This window comes from Streptomyces yamdrokensis (assembly GCF_053890455.1).
Window position 1 is genome coordinate 5,931,671 of record NZ_CM132679.1, and the last position, 16,020, is coordinate 5,947,690.

Annotated in this window: 9 protein-coding genes and 4 pseudogenes; 10 read left to right on the top strand and 3 right to left on the bottom strand. The window is 71.0% G+C overall.

The annotated features are described in order from the left end of the window. The first annotated feature begins 58 nt into the window (after positions 1-58). From ACWZEH_RS26390 to ACWZEH_RS26400, 3 genes and pseudogenes are all read left to right on the top strand, one after another. Positions 59-2,893, top strand: coding sequence for an AfsR/SARP family transcriptional regulator (locus ACWZEH_RS26390; RefSeq protein ID WP_456193576.1), 2,835 nt, complete (start codon positions 59-61; stop codon positions 2,891-2,893). A 269-nt stretch (positions 2,894-3,162) separates the two neighbouring features. Then, positions 3,163-4,167: pseudogene (locus ACWZEH_RS26395) on the top strand (condensation domain-containing protein); the annotation flags it as partial. Between the two features lie 20 nt (positions 4,168-4,187). Beyond that, a pseudogene (locus tag ACWZEH_RS26400) lies at positions 4,188-4,526 on the top strand (AIPR family protein); the annotation flags it as partial. Between the two features lie 121 nt (positions 4,527-4,647). On the opposite strand, the pseudogene ACWZEH_RS26405 reads toward ACWZEH_RS26400, so the two are convergent. Further along, positions 4,648-4,758 (bottom strand): annotated as a pseudogene (locus ACWZEH_RS26405) (PspA/IM30 family protein); the annotation flags it as partial. A 450-nt stretch (positions 4,759-5,208) separates the two neighbouring features. On the opposite strand from ACWZEH_RS26405, the gene ACWZEH_RS26410 reads away from it, so the two are divergent. The 3 genes from ACWZEH_RS26410 to ACWZEH_RS26420 all read left to right on the top strand — a co-directional run bounded on the left by ACWZEH_RS26410 (position 5,209) and on the right by ACWZEH_RS26420 (position 8,964). Continuing rightward, a complete protein-coding gene (locus tag ACWZEH_RS26410; protein WP_456193577.1) occupies positions 5,209-5,706 on the top strand; it encodes a YflT domain-containing protein in 498 nt (165 codons plus the stop codon). Between the two features lie 352 nt (positions 5,707-6,058). Then, positions 6,059-6,238: a hypothetical protein gene (locus ACWZEH_RS26415; RefSeq protein WP_456193578.1), complete on the top strand. Its 180-nt coding sequence runs from the start codon at positions 6,059-6,061 to the stop codon at positions 6,236-6,238. Positions 6,239-6,480: 242 nt separating this feature from the next. After that, positions 6,481-8,964: a heavy metal translocating P-type ATPase gene (locus ACWZEH_RS26420; protein ID WP_456193579.1), complete on the top strand. Its 2,484-nt coding sequence runs from the start codon at positions 6,481-6,483 to the stop codon at positions 8,962-8,964. Positions 8,965-11,138: 2,174 nt separating this feature from the next. On the opposite strand, the gene ACWZEH_RS26425 is transcribed toward ACWZEH_RS26420, so the two are convergent. Next, positions 11,139-11,366 carry a hypothetical protein gene (locus tag ACWZEH_RS26425; RefSeq protein WP_456193580.1) on the bottom strand — a complete coding sequence of 76 codons (228 nt, stop codon included), beginning with the start codon at positions 11,364-11,366 and terminating at the stop codon, positions 11,139-11,141. Between the two features lie 327 nt (positions 11,367-11,693). Between ACWZEH_RS26425 and ACWZEH_RS26430 the strand changes: the two genes are divergently transcribed. From ACWZEH_RS26430 to ACWZEH_RS26440, 3 genes are all read left to right on the top strand, one after another. After that, positions 11,694-12,416, top strand: coding sequence for a glycoside hydrolase family 11 protein (locus tag ACWZEH_RS26430; protein ID WP_456193581.1), 723 nt, complete (start codon positions 11,694-11,696; stop codon positions 12,414-12,416). Positions 12,417-13,137: 721 nt separating this feature from the next. Continuing rightward, positions 13,138-13,656, top strand: a complete 519-nt coding sequence (locus tag ACWZEH_RS26435) for a DUF6545 domain-containing protein (protein WP_456193582.1) — start codon at positions 13,138-13,140, stop codon at positions 13,654-13,656. After that, the gene (locus tag ACWZEH_RS26440; protein ID WP_456193583.1) at positions 13,653-15,101 is read left to right on the top strand and encodes an amidase family protein; all 1,449 of its coding nucleotides are present in this window, start codon (positions 13,653-13,655) and stop codon (positions 15,099-15,101) included. The genes ACWZEH_RS26435 and ACWZEH_RS26440 overlap by 4 nt, the downstream gene beginning before the upstream one ends. On the opposite strand, the gene ACWZEH_RS26445 is transcribed toward ACWZEH_RS26440, so the two are convergent. After that, positions 15,079-15,303: a hypothetical protein gene (locus ACWZEH_RS26445; RefSeq protein ID WP_456200034.1), complete on the bottom strand. Its 225-nt coding sequence runs from the start codon at positions 15,301-15,303 to the stop codon at positions 15,079-15,081. The genes ACWZEH_RS26440 and ACWZEH_RS26445 overlap by 23 nt on opposite strands. A gap of 30 nt (positions 15,304-15,333) precedes the next feature. Between ACWZEH_RS26445 and ACWZEH_RS26450 the strand changes: the two are divergent. Beyond that, positions 15,334-15,568: pseudogene (locus tag ACWZEH_RS26450) on the top strand (ATP-binding protein); the annotation flags it as partial. Positions 15,569-16,020: the final 452 nt, after the last annotated feature.

The window sequence follows — 16,020 nt, forward strand, 5'->3', positions numbered from 1 at the left end:
CACTGTGCCGCCCCTCACGCACGGTTTCCTGAGGGTCGTTCGGCGATAAACTGCGGCCATGCGTTACGGGGTGCTCGGTCCGCTGGCCGTCTGGGACGCCGAGGGGCGGCTGGTCAGGGTCCCCGAAGCGAAGGTGCGCGCCCTGCTGGCGAACCTGCTCGTCCACGGTGGCGGGCCGGTGCCGGCGGACCGCCTCATCGAGGACCTGTGGGCGAGCAACCCGCCGGGCGGGTCGGCCAACACCCTGCAGACCAAGATCTCCCAGCTGCGGCGGGTGCTGGGCCGGGAGCAGGTGGTCCGTGAGCCCGCCGGCTACCGGCTGCTGCTCGCGGACGCCGTGGTCGACGCACTGAGGTTCCAGGAGCTCGCCGACCGCGCCCGCACCCACCGGGAGCCGGCGGTGAAGGCGGACCTGTTCGCAGACGCGCTCGCCCTGTGGCGGGGCCCGGCCTACGCGGACGTGGCCGAGTCCCTGTTCGCCCGCAGTGAGATCGCACGGTTGGAGGAGCTGCGCCTGGCCGTCGTCGAGGACCACGCCGAGGTCCGGCTGACCCTGGGCGAGCACACGGCGCTCGCGGCGGAACTGGGGGCAGTGGTGGCACGGTACCCGCTGCGCGAGCGGCTGCGCATGGCCCACATGCGCGCCCTGTACCGCTCCGGGCGGCAGGGCGACGCGCTGCAGAGCTTCCAGGAACTGCGCCGGGAGCTGGCCGAGGAGCTGGGCGCCTCGCCCGGTCCGGATGCCGCCGCGCTGCACGAGGCGATCCTGCGCCAGGAGCCGGAGCTGGCCACACCGGCGATCGGGTCGCGGTCGTGCCGGACCGACCTGCCCGCTCCGCTGACCCCGCTGATCGGCCGGCGCGAGGCGGCCGCACAGGTGCTGTCCCGGCTGGACCCCGGCGCGAGCACCCGTCTCGTCACCCTCACCGGCCTCGGCGGGGTGGGCAAGACGCGGCTGGCGATCGCCGCGGCGGGTGACGCGGCCGGGCGGTACGCCGACGGGGTGTGGCTGGTCGAGCTGGCCGGCCTGGGCGCCGCGTCCGACCCGGACGACATCGCCGAACGCGTCATCACGACGCTGGGCCTGTGTGACACGGCTGCGACCGAACCGGACCTGGACGACCTGGTGGGCTGGCTGTGCCAGGCGGTGGCCGACAAGCGGCTGCTGATCCTGCTGGACAACTGCGAGCACCTCGTCGAGCCGGTGGCCGTGCTCGCCAAGTCCCTGCTGTCGGCCGTGCCGGCGGCCCATCTCCTGCTCACCAGCCAGGAAGCCCTGGACCTCCCCGGAGAGGTGGTGCACCCGGTGCCGCCGCTGGCCCTGCCGGAGCACACCGATCCGCGGGCGGTCGCCCGGTCCAGCGCCGTCGAGCTGTTCGTGCAGCGAGCCGCCGCGGCGGCGCCCGGCTTCGTCCTGGACGCGGACAACGCGGAGGCCGTCGCCACCATCTGCCGCCGCCTCGACGGGATTCCGCTCGCCCTCGAACTCGTCGCGTCCCGGCTGCGGACGCTGAGCCCGCAGGAGCTCGCCGCCCGGCTGGACGACCGGTTCGCCCGGCCCGACGTACGGGTGCGTGGGCTCCCGGACCGCCAGCAGACGCTGCGGGGCATGCTCGACTGGAGCTGGCAGCTGCTGCCGCCGGACGAGCGCACCGTGCTGCGCCGCCTGGTCGTGCACGCCGACGGCTGCGTCATACCCTCCGCCCAGGCGGTCTGCGCCGACGGGGAGCTGCCCGCCGAGCGGATCCCCGACCTGCTCTCCCGGCTGGTGGACCGCTCGCTGGTGGTCCGTGAGGGCGACCGGTTCCGGCTGCTCGAATCGGTGGCCGCCTACTGCGCCGAGCGGCTGGCGGAGGCGGAAGAGGAGAGCGCCGTACGCGCGCGCTTCGTGCGGTACTGCACCGAGTCGGCCGAGCGGGAGAGCGAGCGGCTGCGCGGCCCGGACCAGCGGTGCTCCCTGGAGCGCCTCAACGCGGAGACCGTCAATCTGCGCCGCGCACTGGACCTCGCGGTCGCCCAGGACCCCGCCGGGTACGCGGTGCGGCTGGTGAACGCGCTTGCCTGGTACTGGTTCCTGCGCGGACGGTTCCCCGAGGCCCGCAGGTCGCTGCGGACGGCGCTGACGGCCGACGTCGGCGCCGAGCCGGCCGCGCGCCTGACGGCACGGGTCTGGCTGGCCGGTGTCGAGCTGCGCACCTCGCAGGCCGACGCCGTGCCCGGCCCGGCGGGCGAGGACCCCACCGCCGGGGTCGAGGACCCGGTGCTGAAGGCCCGGCTCCAGTGGTTCGTCGGCACCGGGCTGACCGGCCGCGGCCACCACCGCGAGGGGCGGCGGCTGGTGGAGGCCAGCCTGGCCGGCGCCCGCGCCGCCCGGGACCGCTGGGGCCAGGCCGCGGCGCTGGTGGAGCTGGCGAGCCACGCCCCGGACCGGGACGGGTCGGCGGAGCTGGGCGCCGCGCTGTTCCGCGAGGTCGACGACCGCTGGGGTCAGCTCCGGGCCACCCGGTCCCTGGCACTCGCGGCCGAACGCGAGGGCGACCGCGTACGGACCGAACGGCTGCACCGCGAGGGGCTCCTGATGGCCGAGGAGCTCGGCCTGTGGACCGAGGTCGTCGAGACGCTGACCTTCCTCGGCCGGGCCGCGCTGACGAGCGGCTTCACCGAGCGGGCGACGGAGCTGTACGAGCGCGCGCTGTCCGTGTCGGCCGAACGCGCCTACCACCGGGGCGAGATCCGTGCCGAGATCGGCCTCGGGCACGCCGCACGGCTCCGCGGCGACCGGGACGCCGCCACGTCCCATCTGAACCGGGCCCTGGCCAAGAGCCAGTCCTCGGAACACGCCACGCACGCCGCGGCCGCGCTGGCGGAACTGGACCTCGTCGCCCGGGCGTGACCGAATCCGCCGGGGGCGTGGCCGGCGCGTCTTCCGGGTGGGAGGGCCCCGCGCTCCGGTGGTCCGGCCCGCTCCGGCGGCGTGCGCCGGAGCGCGGGCGTATTCGTTCGTGCTCCCTACTCGAATACGCCCTACTCGATTACGCAGTAGCCGCACCAACCCCTTCACCCTAGCCTGATCCGAGCCGTTATTTATTCGCGTACGAATGGCAGGCGAAGGAGTGGCTTTCCGCGGGGACAGCAGCTGAATCAGGGGACCTCGGATTAACCGGCTACCAGCGCGACATCTGGGCGGCCGAAGCAAGGACACCGGGAAACCGCCAATTCAACGTACTGGTCCACGAGCGGCTGGCGGGGGCCGTGGACCGGGAGCTGCTCGGTGCCTGCCTGGCCCGTGCGGTGCGGGAGCACGACGCCTTCCGGCTGCGGTTCGGCGAGGACGACGAAGGGGTCCCCCGGGTCCGGCGGATCACGGAGGAGCCGGACGCCGGGGCGCCGCCCTTCGAGCACATCGACCTCTCTGGCGGGCCGGACCCCGCCGGGGCCGTGCGGATCTGGTGCGAGCAGGAGCTGGGCCGGCCGCTGGGCCTTGAGGGCGGCCCGCTGTTCCGGGCCGCCGTGGTCACCGAGGGGCCGGAGGCCGTCCACCTGGTGCTGACCTCGCACCACATCGTGACCGACGCCTGGGCCCTGAACGCGCTGACCTTGCGGATTCTCTCCGACTACCGCTCGCGCCTGTCCGGAAAAAACGTTCCGGCCGCCGGTGAAAAAGCAGCCGAGTCGGCAGGGCGGACCGAATCCGCCTCATACTGGGATTCCATCCGGAAAAGCGACTCCGTCTTCGGCGACGCGGACCGCGAGAATGACCGCGCGTTCTACCGAGAATATCTGACGGGCGTGGAGCCCGCTCTCTTCACACGTTCCGGCGCCGCCCGGCCCGGCCGCGGCCGGCACTCCTTCCCGGTCGGCGAGGAGCTGGTGCGGCGCATCCTCGACGCGGGCGCGTCCCCCTTCCCCTACCTGCTCTCCGCGTTCGCGGTGTGCCTCGGGCGCATCCACCAGGCCGGCGAGGTCGTGTTCGGGGTGCCCTTCCTCAACCGCCGGACCGAAGGCGAACGCTCGATCGTGGGCCAGTTCGCCAACAATCTGCCGGTGCGCATCCCGGTGGCGGAGGACCTGCCGCTGGTCGAACTCGCCGAGCGGGTCCGCCGACAGATCGACCGGCTCACGGGGCCCGCCTGTTCGACCGGAACATCCGGAACCCCCTCGGTATGACTCCGCTCAACCTCGGGATCATGGAGACGCTGCGGACCGCCCCGGAGAACTTCTCGTACTTCAACAACGGCATCACGCTGCTGTGCGACTCCATCGAGACCGAATTCATCTCCCGCCCCGTCGAAGGCGCTCCCGTACGACTGCGGCTGACAGGTGCCACGGTCGTCAACGGCGCCCAGACCATCGCCTCCGTCTACCACGCGCACCAGAAGTATCCCGAGAACGTCGTGCTGGCCAGTGTCCCGGTGAGGTTCATCTCCCTGGCGAACGCACCCGAGGGCTTCGCCCGGTCCGTCGGTGCCGCAACGAATACCCAACACCACACCGGGTCGCGGGACTTCGTCGCCCTCGACGAGGTGCAGGCACGTATCCGGGACGACTTTCGGGCCAGCCTCGACAAGGAGTACGTGTTCAGGCGGGGCGAGTTGGTCCCCACTCCTGCCGCGGGCTGCTCGATGGAGGAGGGGGCCGTGGCGCTCGCTGCTGGGCATAGGAGTAGTCCAGGACCTCGCGGGGGTCCTCGGCCTTGTCCAGGGCCTTGTTCGCCTTGATCCGGAACAGGGCGGCTATGCGGTGAGCGATGCCGCTCATAGCGGCCTTCTCTCGACGGGAGTGAGCGATCAGCCAGGCCACGCCATGCCGGCGGACACCTTTAGGCTCCGGCGGCCTGGTCCGGGCTGCAACCTCGGACGTACCCAGCCCTTCCCCACGGGCCGGTGAAGGCTCGGACCGCACGCTCGGCCTGGGTACCATCCTCGCCCTGCGATACCTGGCGGGGGTAGGGACCAGCAGCCCACACCTGGGGCCGGTCGGACCCTGTGCCGGATCGCACCCGAGGAACAGGCCCGACGAAGCCGACCGGCACTGTTGAGCAGAGGCCCCCACTCGGCGGCCAGCCGCCTGCTGGTGGGGACCGCGCTCCGCGGCCGTCCTCGACCTCGCCCCTGCTCGGCCGCCCCACGTGCGCTCACCCACTGCGGTGTCCGCTGGCACTGGACGTGGCGCGGGCGCAGGCTGCCTTATGACGAAGGGAGTCCTTCGATGACCCAGCACCCGCCTACCGCAGAGGTCGACCGTCCGGTCGTCGGCTCGTACCCGACCTACACCGGTGCCCAGCGCGCGGTCGACTTTCTGTCCGACAACAAATTCCCGGTGGAACACACCGCGATCATCGGTACCGACCTGCGCATGGTCGAGACCGTCCTCGGCCGCCTCACCCGCGGCCGGGCCACCCTGGCTGGCGCCGGCAGCGGCGCCTGGTTCGGTCTGCTGATCGGGCTGCTGTTGTCGCTGTTCGCCGCAGGCAACCACCACGTCCTGGTGCTTATGCTGAGCGGGCTGGTCTATGGCGCCGTGTTCGGCGCGGTCTTCGGCTTCGCCGGCCACTCGCTCAGCGGTGGCCACCGCGACTTCGCCTCCCGCAGCCAGATCGTGGCCGCCCGCTACGACGTGGTCGCCGACGCCGAAGTCGCCGAGGATGCCAAGAACCTGCTGATCAAACTCGCCTGGCGCGAAGACCGCGAAGACGGGGTGCATTGAGAAGCGCACAGGCGATCAACGCCGACAATGATCTTGGGATCCGGTCGAGGCGCACCCAGGAAGGCCCGGTTTCAACGCCCCCGAAGCGACCGCAAACCGGTACGGGTCAGTGATCGGCCTGGGACGAGGGCCGGGCGGGGGTGGTGGGCCTGGGAGGTCCTCGCGGGTCAGTCACCCCCGGCCGACGGGATGCGGGTGCAGCAGGTCAGCGCGGCGGCGTTGTCGGTGGCCGGGGACCGGGCGAACATGACCAGGTCGGCGACGCGCGGGTCGACGGGAGAGAGGATGGCGTGACGGCGGCCTGATGCCGGATGCGGTTGCTCACCGGAGTCGGGGCTTTCCCGCCTCCTCGTTGGCGGTCCTCACCCTGGTGGCGTACACCACTGCCGTGCGGCGCGCACGGCGCTGGTTCTGGGCGCTCACCGCCACAGCGATCCTCGCCGCGGGCAGGCTGTACTACGGGCTGCGGTCGGATCCCGGGCCCGCCACCGGAATCATCATTCTGGGAAGCTCCCTGGTGCTGACCGCGTAGGTCGTCCAGGCGGCCTGGATCCTCGCCCCGCTTACCGCTCCGTCCCTGCTCCGGCTGTTGCCCAGGCGTGCGACTGGGGGACAATCGGCCGCAGGCTCTCAGAACCGGTGCACCGCTCGCTGGCTGCCCCGGTCTCACCCGTCGAAGGAGGGGTGACCGTGCCTCATCATGCGGATCATCACGATCATGACGCGCCTCACCGCGAGGGTCCCGGTAAGGAACGCAGTACTGCGGTTTTGGATGTGCGCGGCCTGGCGTGGGCGTCCCAGCAGAGCACCGTCGCCGCTGTGCTGGGCAGGCGGCCTGGCGTACTTCAGGTCGAGGTCAACCCGGTCGCGCAGTCGGCGACGGTGATCTTCGATCCGCGGCGCACGTCGCTGGCCGAGCTGCGCCGCTGGGTTGAGGAATGCGGTTACCACTGCGCGGGCCAGTCGGTGCCGTCCCATGTTTGTGATCCGATGGCCGAGCCGGACCCTGCTGTCGAAGCCGCAGAGGGCCGTCATGTGACCCATGAGGGCGATGCCGCGCGGGTGGCCGCTCCAACCGCGCCCGCAGGGCCTGCCGAGCACGTCGAGCATGCGGCGGTCGAGGCTCCCGCCGGGGCCGAGGGGACGCCGTCGCCGCACGAGCTGATGGGGCATGGTGGGCACGGGGCCGTGTCGATGGCGGCGATGGTGGCCGACATGCGCAACCGCTTCCTGGTGGCGCTGCTGTTCTCGATCCCCATCGTCATCTGGTCGCCGATCGGCGAGGACGTCTTCGGTCTGGACGCCCCGGTGCCCTTCGGGCTGCGCCAGGATGTCTGGGCGCTGCTGCTGAGCCTGCCGGTGGTCTTCTACGCGTGCTCGATCTTCTTCGGCGGCGCGGTGCGGGCCTTGCGTGCCCGCACCCTGGACATGATGGTGCTGGTCGCGGTGGCCGTCGGCTCCGGCTGGCTGTACTCGCTGATCATCACGCTCACCGGGGGCGGCGACGTCTTCTACGAGGCGGCCACGGTGCTGGCCTCGTTCGTGCTGCTCGGCCACTGGTTCGAGATGCGCGCCCGCGGCGGCGCCAACGACGCCATCCGCACCCTGCTTGACCTGGCCCCGCCCAAGGCCCTGGTCGTGCGGGGCCGGGAGCCGGTGGAGGTACCCACCGCCGAGGTCGTGGTCGGCGATCTGCTATTGGTCCGGCCCGGAGCCAAGATCGCAGTCGACGGGCTCGTGGAGGAGGGCGAGAGCGAGGTCGACGAGTCGATGGTCACCGGGGAGAGCCTGCCGGTCCACAAAGCCCCCGGCTCGCAGGTCGTCGGCGCGACCATCAATGCCAACGGCACGCTTCGCGTGCGCGCCACCAAGGTCGGCTCCGACACCGCGCTGGCACAGATCGTCAAGCTCGTCCAGGAAGCACAGAACTCCAAGGCCCCGGGCCAGCGGCTGGCCGACCGGGCCGCGTTCTGGCTGGTCTTCGTCGCCCTGATCGGCGGCGCCGCGACGCTAGCGGTCTGGCTGCTGGCCACCGACCGCTCGCTGGGCACCGCGATGCTGTTCGCCATCACTGTCGTCGTCATCACCTGCCCGGACGCCCTGGGCCTGGCCACCCCCACGGCCGTCATGGTCGGCACCGGGCTGGGCGCCCGGCGCGGTGTGCTCTTCAAGAACGCCATCGCCCTGGAGGCATCGGCCGGGATCCAGACGGTGGTCATGGACAAGACCGGCACCCTGACCAAGGGCGAGCCGGAGGTGACCGATGTGGTCACCGCCGTCGGTACGGATCAGGGCGAACTGCTGCGGCTGGTCGCGGCAGTGGAGCGCGAGTCCGAGCACCCGCTGGCCGAGGCCGTCGTCCGGTACGCCGAGAGCCGGGCCGTGGCGGCAGTGAGCGCGCGGCACTTCGAGAACGTCCCCGGCCACGGTGCGACCGCGGTCGTCGACGGCCACCGGGTCGCGGTCGGCAACCGCAGACTGGCGATGCGCGAAGGCGTCGACCTCGGCGGACTGGCCGCCCAGCGCGAGGCGCTGGCCGCCACCGGCCGTACCGTCGTCATCGCCACCGTTGACGGACAGGCAGCGGGCCTGATCGGCATCGCCGACGCGCCCCGGGAGACCTCGGCCGCCGCCGTGGCCGAACTGCACGCCCTCGGCGTCGAAGTGGTCATGCTCACCGGCGACAACCAGGCGACCGCCGAGCGGATCGCGGACCGTCTGGGCATCGACACCGTCATCGCCGAGGTCCTGCCCGGTGACAAGGCGGCCAAGGTGGCCGAACTGCAGCGGGACGGCCGGAAGGTGGCCATGGTCGGCGACGGCGTGAACGACGCCCCGGCTCTCGCCCAGGCGGACCTCGGCATCGCCATCGGGGCAGGCACGGACGTGGCCATCGAGACCGCCGACCTCGTCCTGATGCGCTCCGACCCGCTGGATGTTGCCTCGGCGCTGCGCATCGGCCGCGGCACTCTGCGCAAGATGCGGCAGAACCTCGGCTGGGCCATCGGCTACAACGCCGTCGCCCTGCCGATTGCCGCCGGCGTCTTCGAGCCCGCCATCGGCCTGGTGCTGCGGCCGGAGATCGCCGCGATCTCCATGTCCGGGTCCAGCATCATCGTCGCCGTCAACGCCCTCGCCCTCAAACGCCTCCGCCTTCCCGGCGCCGAACCGCCACCCGCCGATCAACCCCCCAGCGCCCCAGCCGCCCTCGCCACCAGCGAGAGCGCCGGGCCGAACGCCCGCCGCCGTCCTGCCTGACCTCCAGGGGCGCCAGCACCACCATCCCGATGGGATAAAGACGTTCGGACGGCCCCGAGGCGGCACCCTCTCTGTCAGCCTTGGGTGAGACGTCCCGCTTCGCCGGGTGGGCCTGAGAGGGCACGACAGGAGAACCACCCCCTCATGACCAGCACCAACCCCGCCGGGCCCGATCCGGCGCCCCGCACCTTCAGTCCCGAGTACAAGCTGCGGATCGTGGCCGAGTACGACGCCGCGCCAGCTGCATCAGCAGACCATTGAGCTGGGCGAGCACCTGCGCCGCTCGTGAGGTTATCAACGGTGATCAATTCGGTGCCTGAGGTGTGCGCTCGGTAGTGCGTGTCGACTCCGGTCTCCCGTTACACGCGTTCAGCGTGCTGCGAATGCCGGTGATGAGCCGACAGCTCGTACCGTCGGGCTCCTCGCGGAGTCATCCATGCTCGCGCCCAGTTGGTATGACCAGTTCGCTTCAGGGGGCGGGGAGCCGCATGGCCGAAGAGATCAAGTACGAGTACAAGGCCGTGCAGACGGTTCGGGGCACCGACGGTTTGGTGATCTCGAAGATGCAGAAGGACGGATGGGAGCTCGTGGAACAGCTCCCAGGCAGACTTCGCACTCGACGACACTCCGCAGGCCGACACCTTGGAACGGTGGGACATGGCCATCCCCCCACGAGGTGGCCCAATCCGGGACGATGACTATTCACAGGTTGCACTCGACGGGGGGAGTGAACGTCGAGCCAGGCTATGGAAGAGGAGCCGACCCCTGTAAGGGGTCCTTGCACTATGCCCGCCCGGGTCGCGCGGCCCGGCACCGCACCTCGCCGCGTTGCCGAAAAGCCCTGGTAGCTCCGCTACGAGGGCTCTGTGGCGCCTTGCGACGCACGGCACCGGACCACGCGACCTCATCGGGCGCTCACAGTGCGAGGACCCCTAAGGGCTCTCACCGTAAGTGATCAAATGGGGACGGCGTTGCGTTCAGTAGGCAGACCACCCGCCTCGGCGATCGGCTCGGGAGGACGTTGATCGCGGAGGGCGGCTGAAGTGGCCGGGACGGGGGTGAAGGCCGGCGTCAGAGGGACGCGGCCGTGACGCTCATATGACGCTCCGGCCCGGGGCAGGCCGTTCCGGTGCCGGGGAAAGGCCCTTTCACCTGCGACTTTCTCCATCTGGGGAATCCGGACATGTTTCCGATGACGCATCATGTGGAGTGCGTGGCGATTCTTGAGCCCATTACAAAGGGCCTTTGACCTGCTATTTCCTGTGAATCGGCCAGGATGGCCGAGCGTGTTCGACCTGTTTCGCGATCCGAAAGACATGAAGCGTGCCGCTTGCCGGGAACGCGGGGCTGACCTGTGCCTTCGATCAGTGAGCGGGAAATGGCGCGTGCTGTGTATCCGGTGTCCGCAAAGACGGGGCGGGTGGGCTTGACGCCCACCTGACGCTCGTTCTGCCGGGGCGTCAGGTGTCCTGGCGTTCCGGCACAGAAGCCTCGCCGCTCGTCCGCTTCGGCCTCGCCGAAACGAGGCGCCTGATCACCCGTCCCACCCACCGCCGGCCTCCACCGTCGACCGCATCCTGGCTTGGTGATGTCACCACTCCCCGCATCCCGGGGGAACCTCGCCCGCCCGCCCGCCCTGCCGTGGCCGTTGCCGCGCCGCAACGTGCTCGACATCGCCCCCGGCATCAACCAGGCCTCCGCAGAAGCGACCATCGCGGAGACCGGCGGCGGTGCGGCGAAGGCTGGTGGGATGCTGCCCGGACGCGGTGAAACGAGGTCAGACCTGCGACAGGGAGAAGGGAGGCGTGTCCGGTGACGCGGCCGGTGGTGACGGAAAGCCGGTCCAAGCGTTCGCGGGAGTGGACGAAGGCGCTGCCGTCGCTGACCTTCGGATGCGGGAAGCGTTCCGCGAGCTGTGCTTCGAAGGCGTCGACGGCGTGCAGGCCGCGGAGCCGGACCACCACGAGCAGGTTGTCGGAGCCGCTGACGGACACGGCGGGGCGGACCTCCTCCCTCCGGGCCGGCGCGTTGCCCGTGCCGCGAGATGGGTGCGGGGGACCACCGTGCGGTGGAACACGCGTCGAGAGCCCCGCGAGGGGGTGGGCCAGGTCGCAGCGGAAGGTGATGGCACCGTCCTGCCATCCGCTGAAGCCGGCGACGGGCGGTGTGCCCGCTCATCCCGGTCGCAGCCCCGCGGTCGAGAGAGCCGAGGCGTCCGTCAGGGCGAGGCTGACGGACTCGAGGGTCCGCGCGCGGCACCGCACCTCGACGTAGACGACGGTGGCGGAATTCGCCGCGTCGTATGCGGTGACCCGGGTCGGGCCGTTCGCGCTCAGTCGTTCCCGGTGGGGCCGCCGCAGTCGTGCCCACTCCCATTCGAAACTTTCGAACGTTGCGCACATCCTTGCGTTGCATCCCTTCCCTGTCTCATTCCATCCCGCACGGTGATTCACGTGAGAAGTAGCCTGAACAGCAAAGATGCACTTGCCATGACTTCTTCTGGTTAAGGGAATGTTTCCGAAAGACCGTCGAAAGTGTTGACAGGGTCATTGCGCTTTACGAAAACTGTGGCCACCGAACGACAGGAGACCGTCGTTCCCCTCACGTCATGTGGCCGGGGATGGCGGTCGGTCGTTGCGGCACGACGACGGGTGACCCCCGCCGTGTTCCATGCAAGGCCGCAGGCAGCAGAAGCCGCCTGCCCCCACCAGCCTTCATCGGGAGGACGCATGCGACAGGACGGCACGCAGCAGGACCAGATTCAGCAGAACCCCGCTCCCTCCAGCGGCTTGAGCCGACGAGGCTTCCTCGGCGGCGCCGGCACCGTCGCGCTCGCCACCGCGTCCGGACTGCTGCTGCCCGGCACCGCCCACGCCGCCACCATCACCACCAACCAGACCGGCTACGACGGCATGTACTACTCGTTCTGGACCGACGGCGGCGGCTCCGTCTCCATGACGCTCAACGGCGGCGGCAGCTACAGCACCCGGTGGACCAACTGCGGCAACTTCGTCGCCGGCAAGGGCTGGAACACCGGCGGGCGCAGGACGGTCCGCTACACCGGCTACTTCAACCCGTCGGGCAACGGCTACGGCTGCCTCTACGGCTGGACGTCGAACCCGCTGGTGGAGTACTACATCGTCGACAACTGGGGCAACTACCGGCCCACCGGCGAGTACAGGGGCACCGTCCACAGCGACGGAGGCACGTACGACATCTACAGGACGACGCGGTACAACGCCCCCTCCGTCGAGGGCACCCGCACCTTCGACCAGTACTGGAGCGTCCGGCAGTCGAAGGTCACCAGCGGCTCCGGCACCATCACCACCGGCAACCACTTCGACGCCTGGGCACGCGCGGGCATGAACATGGGCCAGTTCAGGTACTACATGATCATGGCTACCGAGGGCTACCGGAGCAGCGGAAGCTCGAACATCACGGTCAGCGGCTGACCTCTGTCCGGCGAACAACCGGCTGCGGGCTCCGTCCCCGTGGCGGATCCCGCAGCCGTGGCGAACTCGCCACCGCGGTGGGGGGCGCCCCTGGCCGAAGGCTGGGGGAGGTCGACCGGTTCGACAACCAGCACCTCCACACAGCGATCGGCGACATCCCACCCCACGAGCACGAGACCGACCACTACGCTCAACACCAGCCCTCAACCGGCAGCCGGAGTCGACGCATAGGGCCTCCACCGGTCCCGGACTGGTTCAGGTCCCTGCCCAGATGGTTCGGCAACACGCTCCGGTCCGAGTACCTCATTGGCACCGGCAGCCGGTCCCGGATGCGGATCGCCTCGTCCGAGGACATCGACGGTGACGGATTCACCGACCTCGTCGCCCGGGACACCTCCACGGGAACTCTGGATGCACCACGGCCGCAGCAGTGGTGACGCTGACGGAGACGGCACTCTCGGCACCTTCCAAGGGCCGTCCCGGCGTCGGTCCCGGTACTCCGCGCTCGACGTCCACGGCAGGCGGTTCGGCCGCCTCTGCGACGCCCTGCGCGGTCAGGCCCGGCACGGCACCCGCACGATCCAAGTCGCCACGGTTCGCGAAGGGGTAAGGGCATGGGCGGAGGGCAAAGCTCCCCCGGCCTTCGGCGTCCGAGCAAAAACAACCTGCCGACGTGGTCTAGCGTTTGCCCTTCTGATCCTTGACGGCGGGGGCACTCGCGGTGATCGCTCTGAGGGAAGCCATCCAGGCGACGTACGACGAGTTGACGGCTGCGGCACACGGGGGCGCCAATAACCGCCTGCGCCCCCTGTGGCTGGCCTTCTACGGCGAGGCGCCCGAGATCGAGCCGCCGATCGACAGGGCCGACCCGGTCCAGCGGCGCCGCTTCCGTCGCATCTCGATCCGGTTCCACCGCCGAGCCGTCGAGACCCGGGACGGCCGGTTCGTGATCCGCCAGTACCTCGACGCCTCCGTCCGCGAGGCCGGCGAAGCCCGTCACCGGGCCCGAGGGTTTCACGGACAGGAGCTGTCCGCAGCCGTCACGGCCGACCAGGTCCTCGCCGGAATCGGCGCCCGGGCCGCCGGCGCCCGCCCGGCGCCCGGCCAGCTCACCGAGTTCGCCGACTCCGAACGCCGGACCACCAGGCCCATGGACTACATCGACGCTCTCCTCGACATCGCGCGCCACCTGCCCCGCCAGCCCGCACGAGCCCTCCACCTTGAGCGAGTCTCCGCATGACGAACGACCTCACCCACCAGCCCGCCCACGTCCAGCTCCAGGCCCTGGACCGCGGCGAGATCTCCAGCCGCGAACTGCTCGACCTGCACCTCGCCCGGATAGACGCCAGCCAGATCAACGCCGTCGTCACCCGAGACGACGGCGCGGCCCGAGCCGCCGCGCACGCGGCCGACGAACGCCGCGCCCGCAGCGAGAGCACCGGCATCCTCGACGGCCTTCCCCTCACGATCAAGGACAGCTTCGAGACGGCCGGCCTGCGCACCACCAGCGGCGCCGAAGACCTCGCCGACCACGTCCCAACACGCGACGCCGACGCGGTCGCCCGGCTCCGCCACCAAGGTGCCGTCATCACGGGCAAGACCAACACCCCTGCGTGCTGCCAGGACCTGCACACCGACAACGCCCTGTTCGGCCCCACGCTCAACCCGCACGACCCCAAGCGCACCACCGGCGGCTCCTCCGGCGGCCCCGCCGCAGCAGTCGCCGCCCACCTGACGTCCGCCGACCTCGGCAGCGACCTCGCCGGCTCGCTGCGGCTCCCCGCCCACTACTGCGGCGTCTACGGCCTGCGCCCCACGCACGGACTCGTCCCGGCCCGCGGCCACATCCCCCGACCGCCGGGGTGGATCACCAGCAGCGACATGGTCACCCCCGGCCCCCTGGCCCGCCACCCCCGCGACCTCGACCTGCTCCTCGCCGCACTGACGACACCGTCACCCGACGAGAACAACCCCTGGAGCGTCACGCTGCCCACGGCGCAGCGCCCGACCGGCCAGCTCCGCGTCGCGGTGTGGGCCGAGGACGCGAGCTGCCCCGTCGACCGCAACACCGCCGACGCTCTCGCCGCCCTCGAACGGACACTGGCATCCGCCGGCGCCAGTGTCCACCGCACCGCGGGGCCGGTCGGCTTCGCCGACTCCCTCCGCCTCTTCGAGCAGCTCCTCCACGCCACCACGACGGCCACCACCGACGACGACGCCGGCGCGGCCGAACTCGCCGCCGCCCGTGACCTGCACACGGACGACGCGAGCCCACGGGCCGCCGTCCTCCGCCACCGAACGCAGACGCACCGCGTCTGGCTCCGCGCCAACGAGGAGCGCCTCCGGCTCCGGCAGACGTGGCACCTGTTCTTCGCCGACGGCCGGTACGACGTCCTCATCACCCCCGCCGCTCCCACCGCGGCGATCCCGGCCGGGAGCCGCTCCCTCATGGTCGATGGCGTCGAGCGGAGCTTCTTCGACCAGACCGGCTGGGCCAACCTCACCAGCCACGTCGGTCTGCCCAGCCTGGTCATGCCTTTTGCGCGCAGCGCCGAGGGCCTCCCGATCGGTGTGCAGCTCGTAGGCCCGGCCTATGCGGACCGGACCCTGCTCGCGCTGGCCGAGCGCCTGGCACCCCTGCTCGGAGGGACGGCCGAGGGCGTCATCGCACCACGGTGCGGATGACCTCTACGTCGCCGCTGTAGGTGACGGCGCCTTCATCGTCGGCAGGCGACCGCCCTGCGGTGCCACGCGTGAGGACCGCTCCGCCGTACTGGTTGAAGAGGCGCTCGGCGCGCGCCAGATCCTCCGGGGTGTCTACCGCTACACCGTCGTCCAGGACAGGGGCCATGTGTACGGCGTGACGGTGCCCGACGAAGCGCAGCATCTCCGGCGGTGTCCGTCAAAGCGGAACAAGCTCACCCGCATCTTCACCCGCCGATACGCCCACAACCTGCTTCCCGGTGGCCTTCCCGGTCCGGTCGGTACCACCGAAGTGGCGGACCCCGCGGCCCGCACCAAGCACGAGGTCGACGTCATCGCCCCTGGCCCTGTTCTCCCTGCACGGGTTCTACCCGGACCTGATCGAGTCCGCGGCCGGCCGTGAAGATCTGCTCCTGGTCGACCTGGCGACTCTCTGCGGGGTCGGGTAGCCACCACCCCTGTCGCGATTGACAACGGGGAACTCAACGGCGCGGAGGGGCGTGCCCACGCACCGCAGTGGCGCGCCGCGGGTTGTCAGGCGCGGCCGGTCCAGGACGGCGGCGGCGACGAGGAACGCGAGGTCCTGCGCGCGGAACTGCCTGATCCCGCTGACGACATGCGGGATCCCCGCTGGAGAACCGGTGCCGACCGGGTCCGCCGGCCGGGCCGCGAAGCCGACCGTCCGCCCTGTCGTCGGGTCCGACGCCCCGGGGGACGCCGACCGAGCCGGCTGCGGCGCGGGCGGACGAGATGGATGCCGCACCGTCAACCGGAGGTCGTCCATCGTGCGCAGGGCGGCTCAGGCGAGCCCGCCGTGGTGAACCGTCGGGAAGGCCCGATCGCACCCGTCGTGGAATCTCGATTGGACTCTGTTCAAGTCCCCCTCTCCTGGCTACGTTAC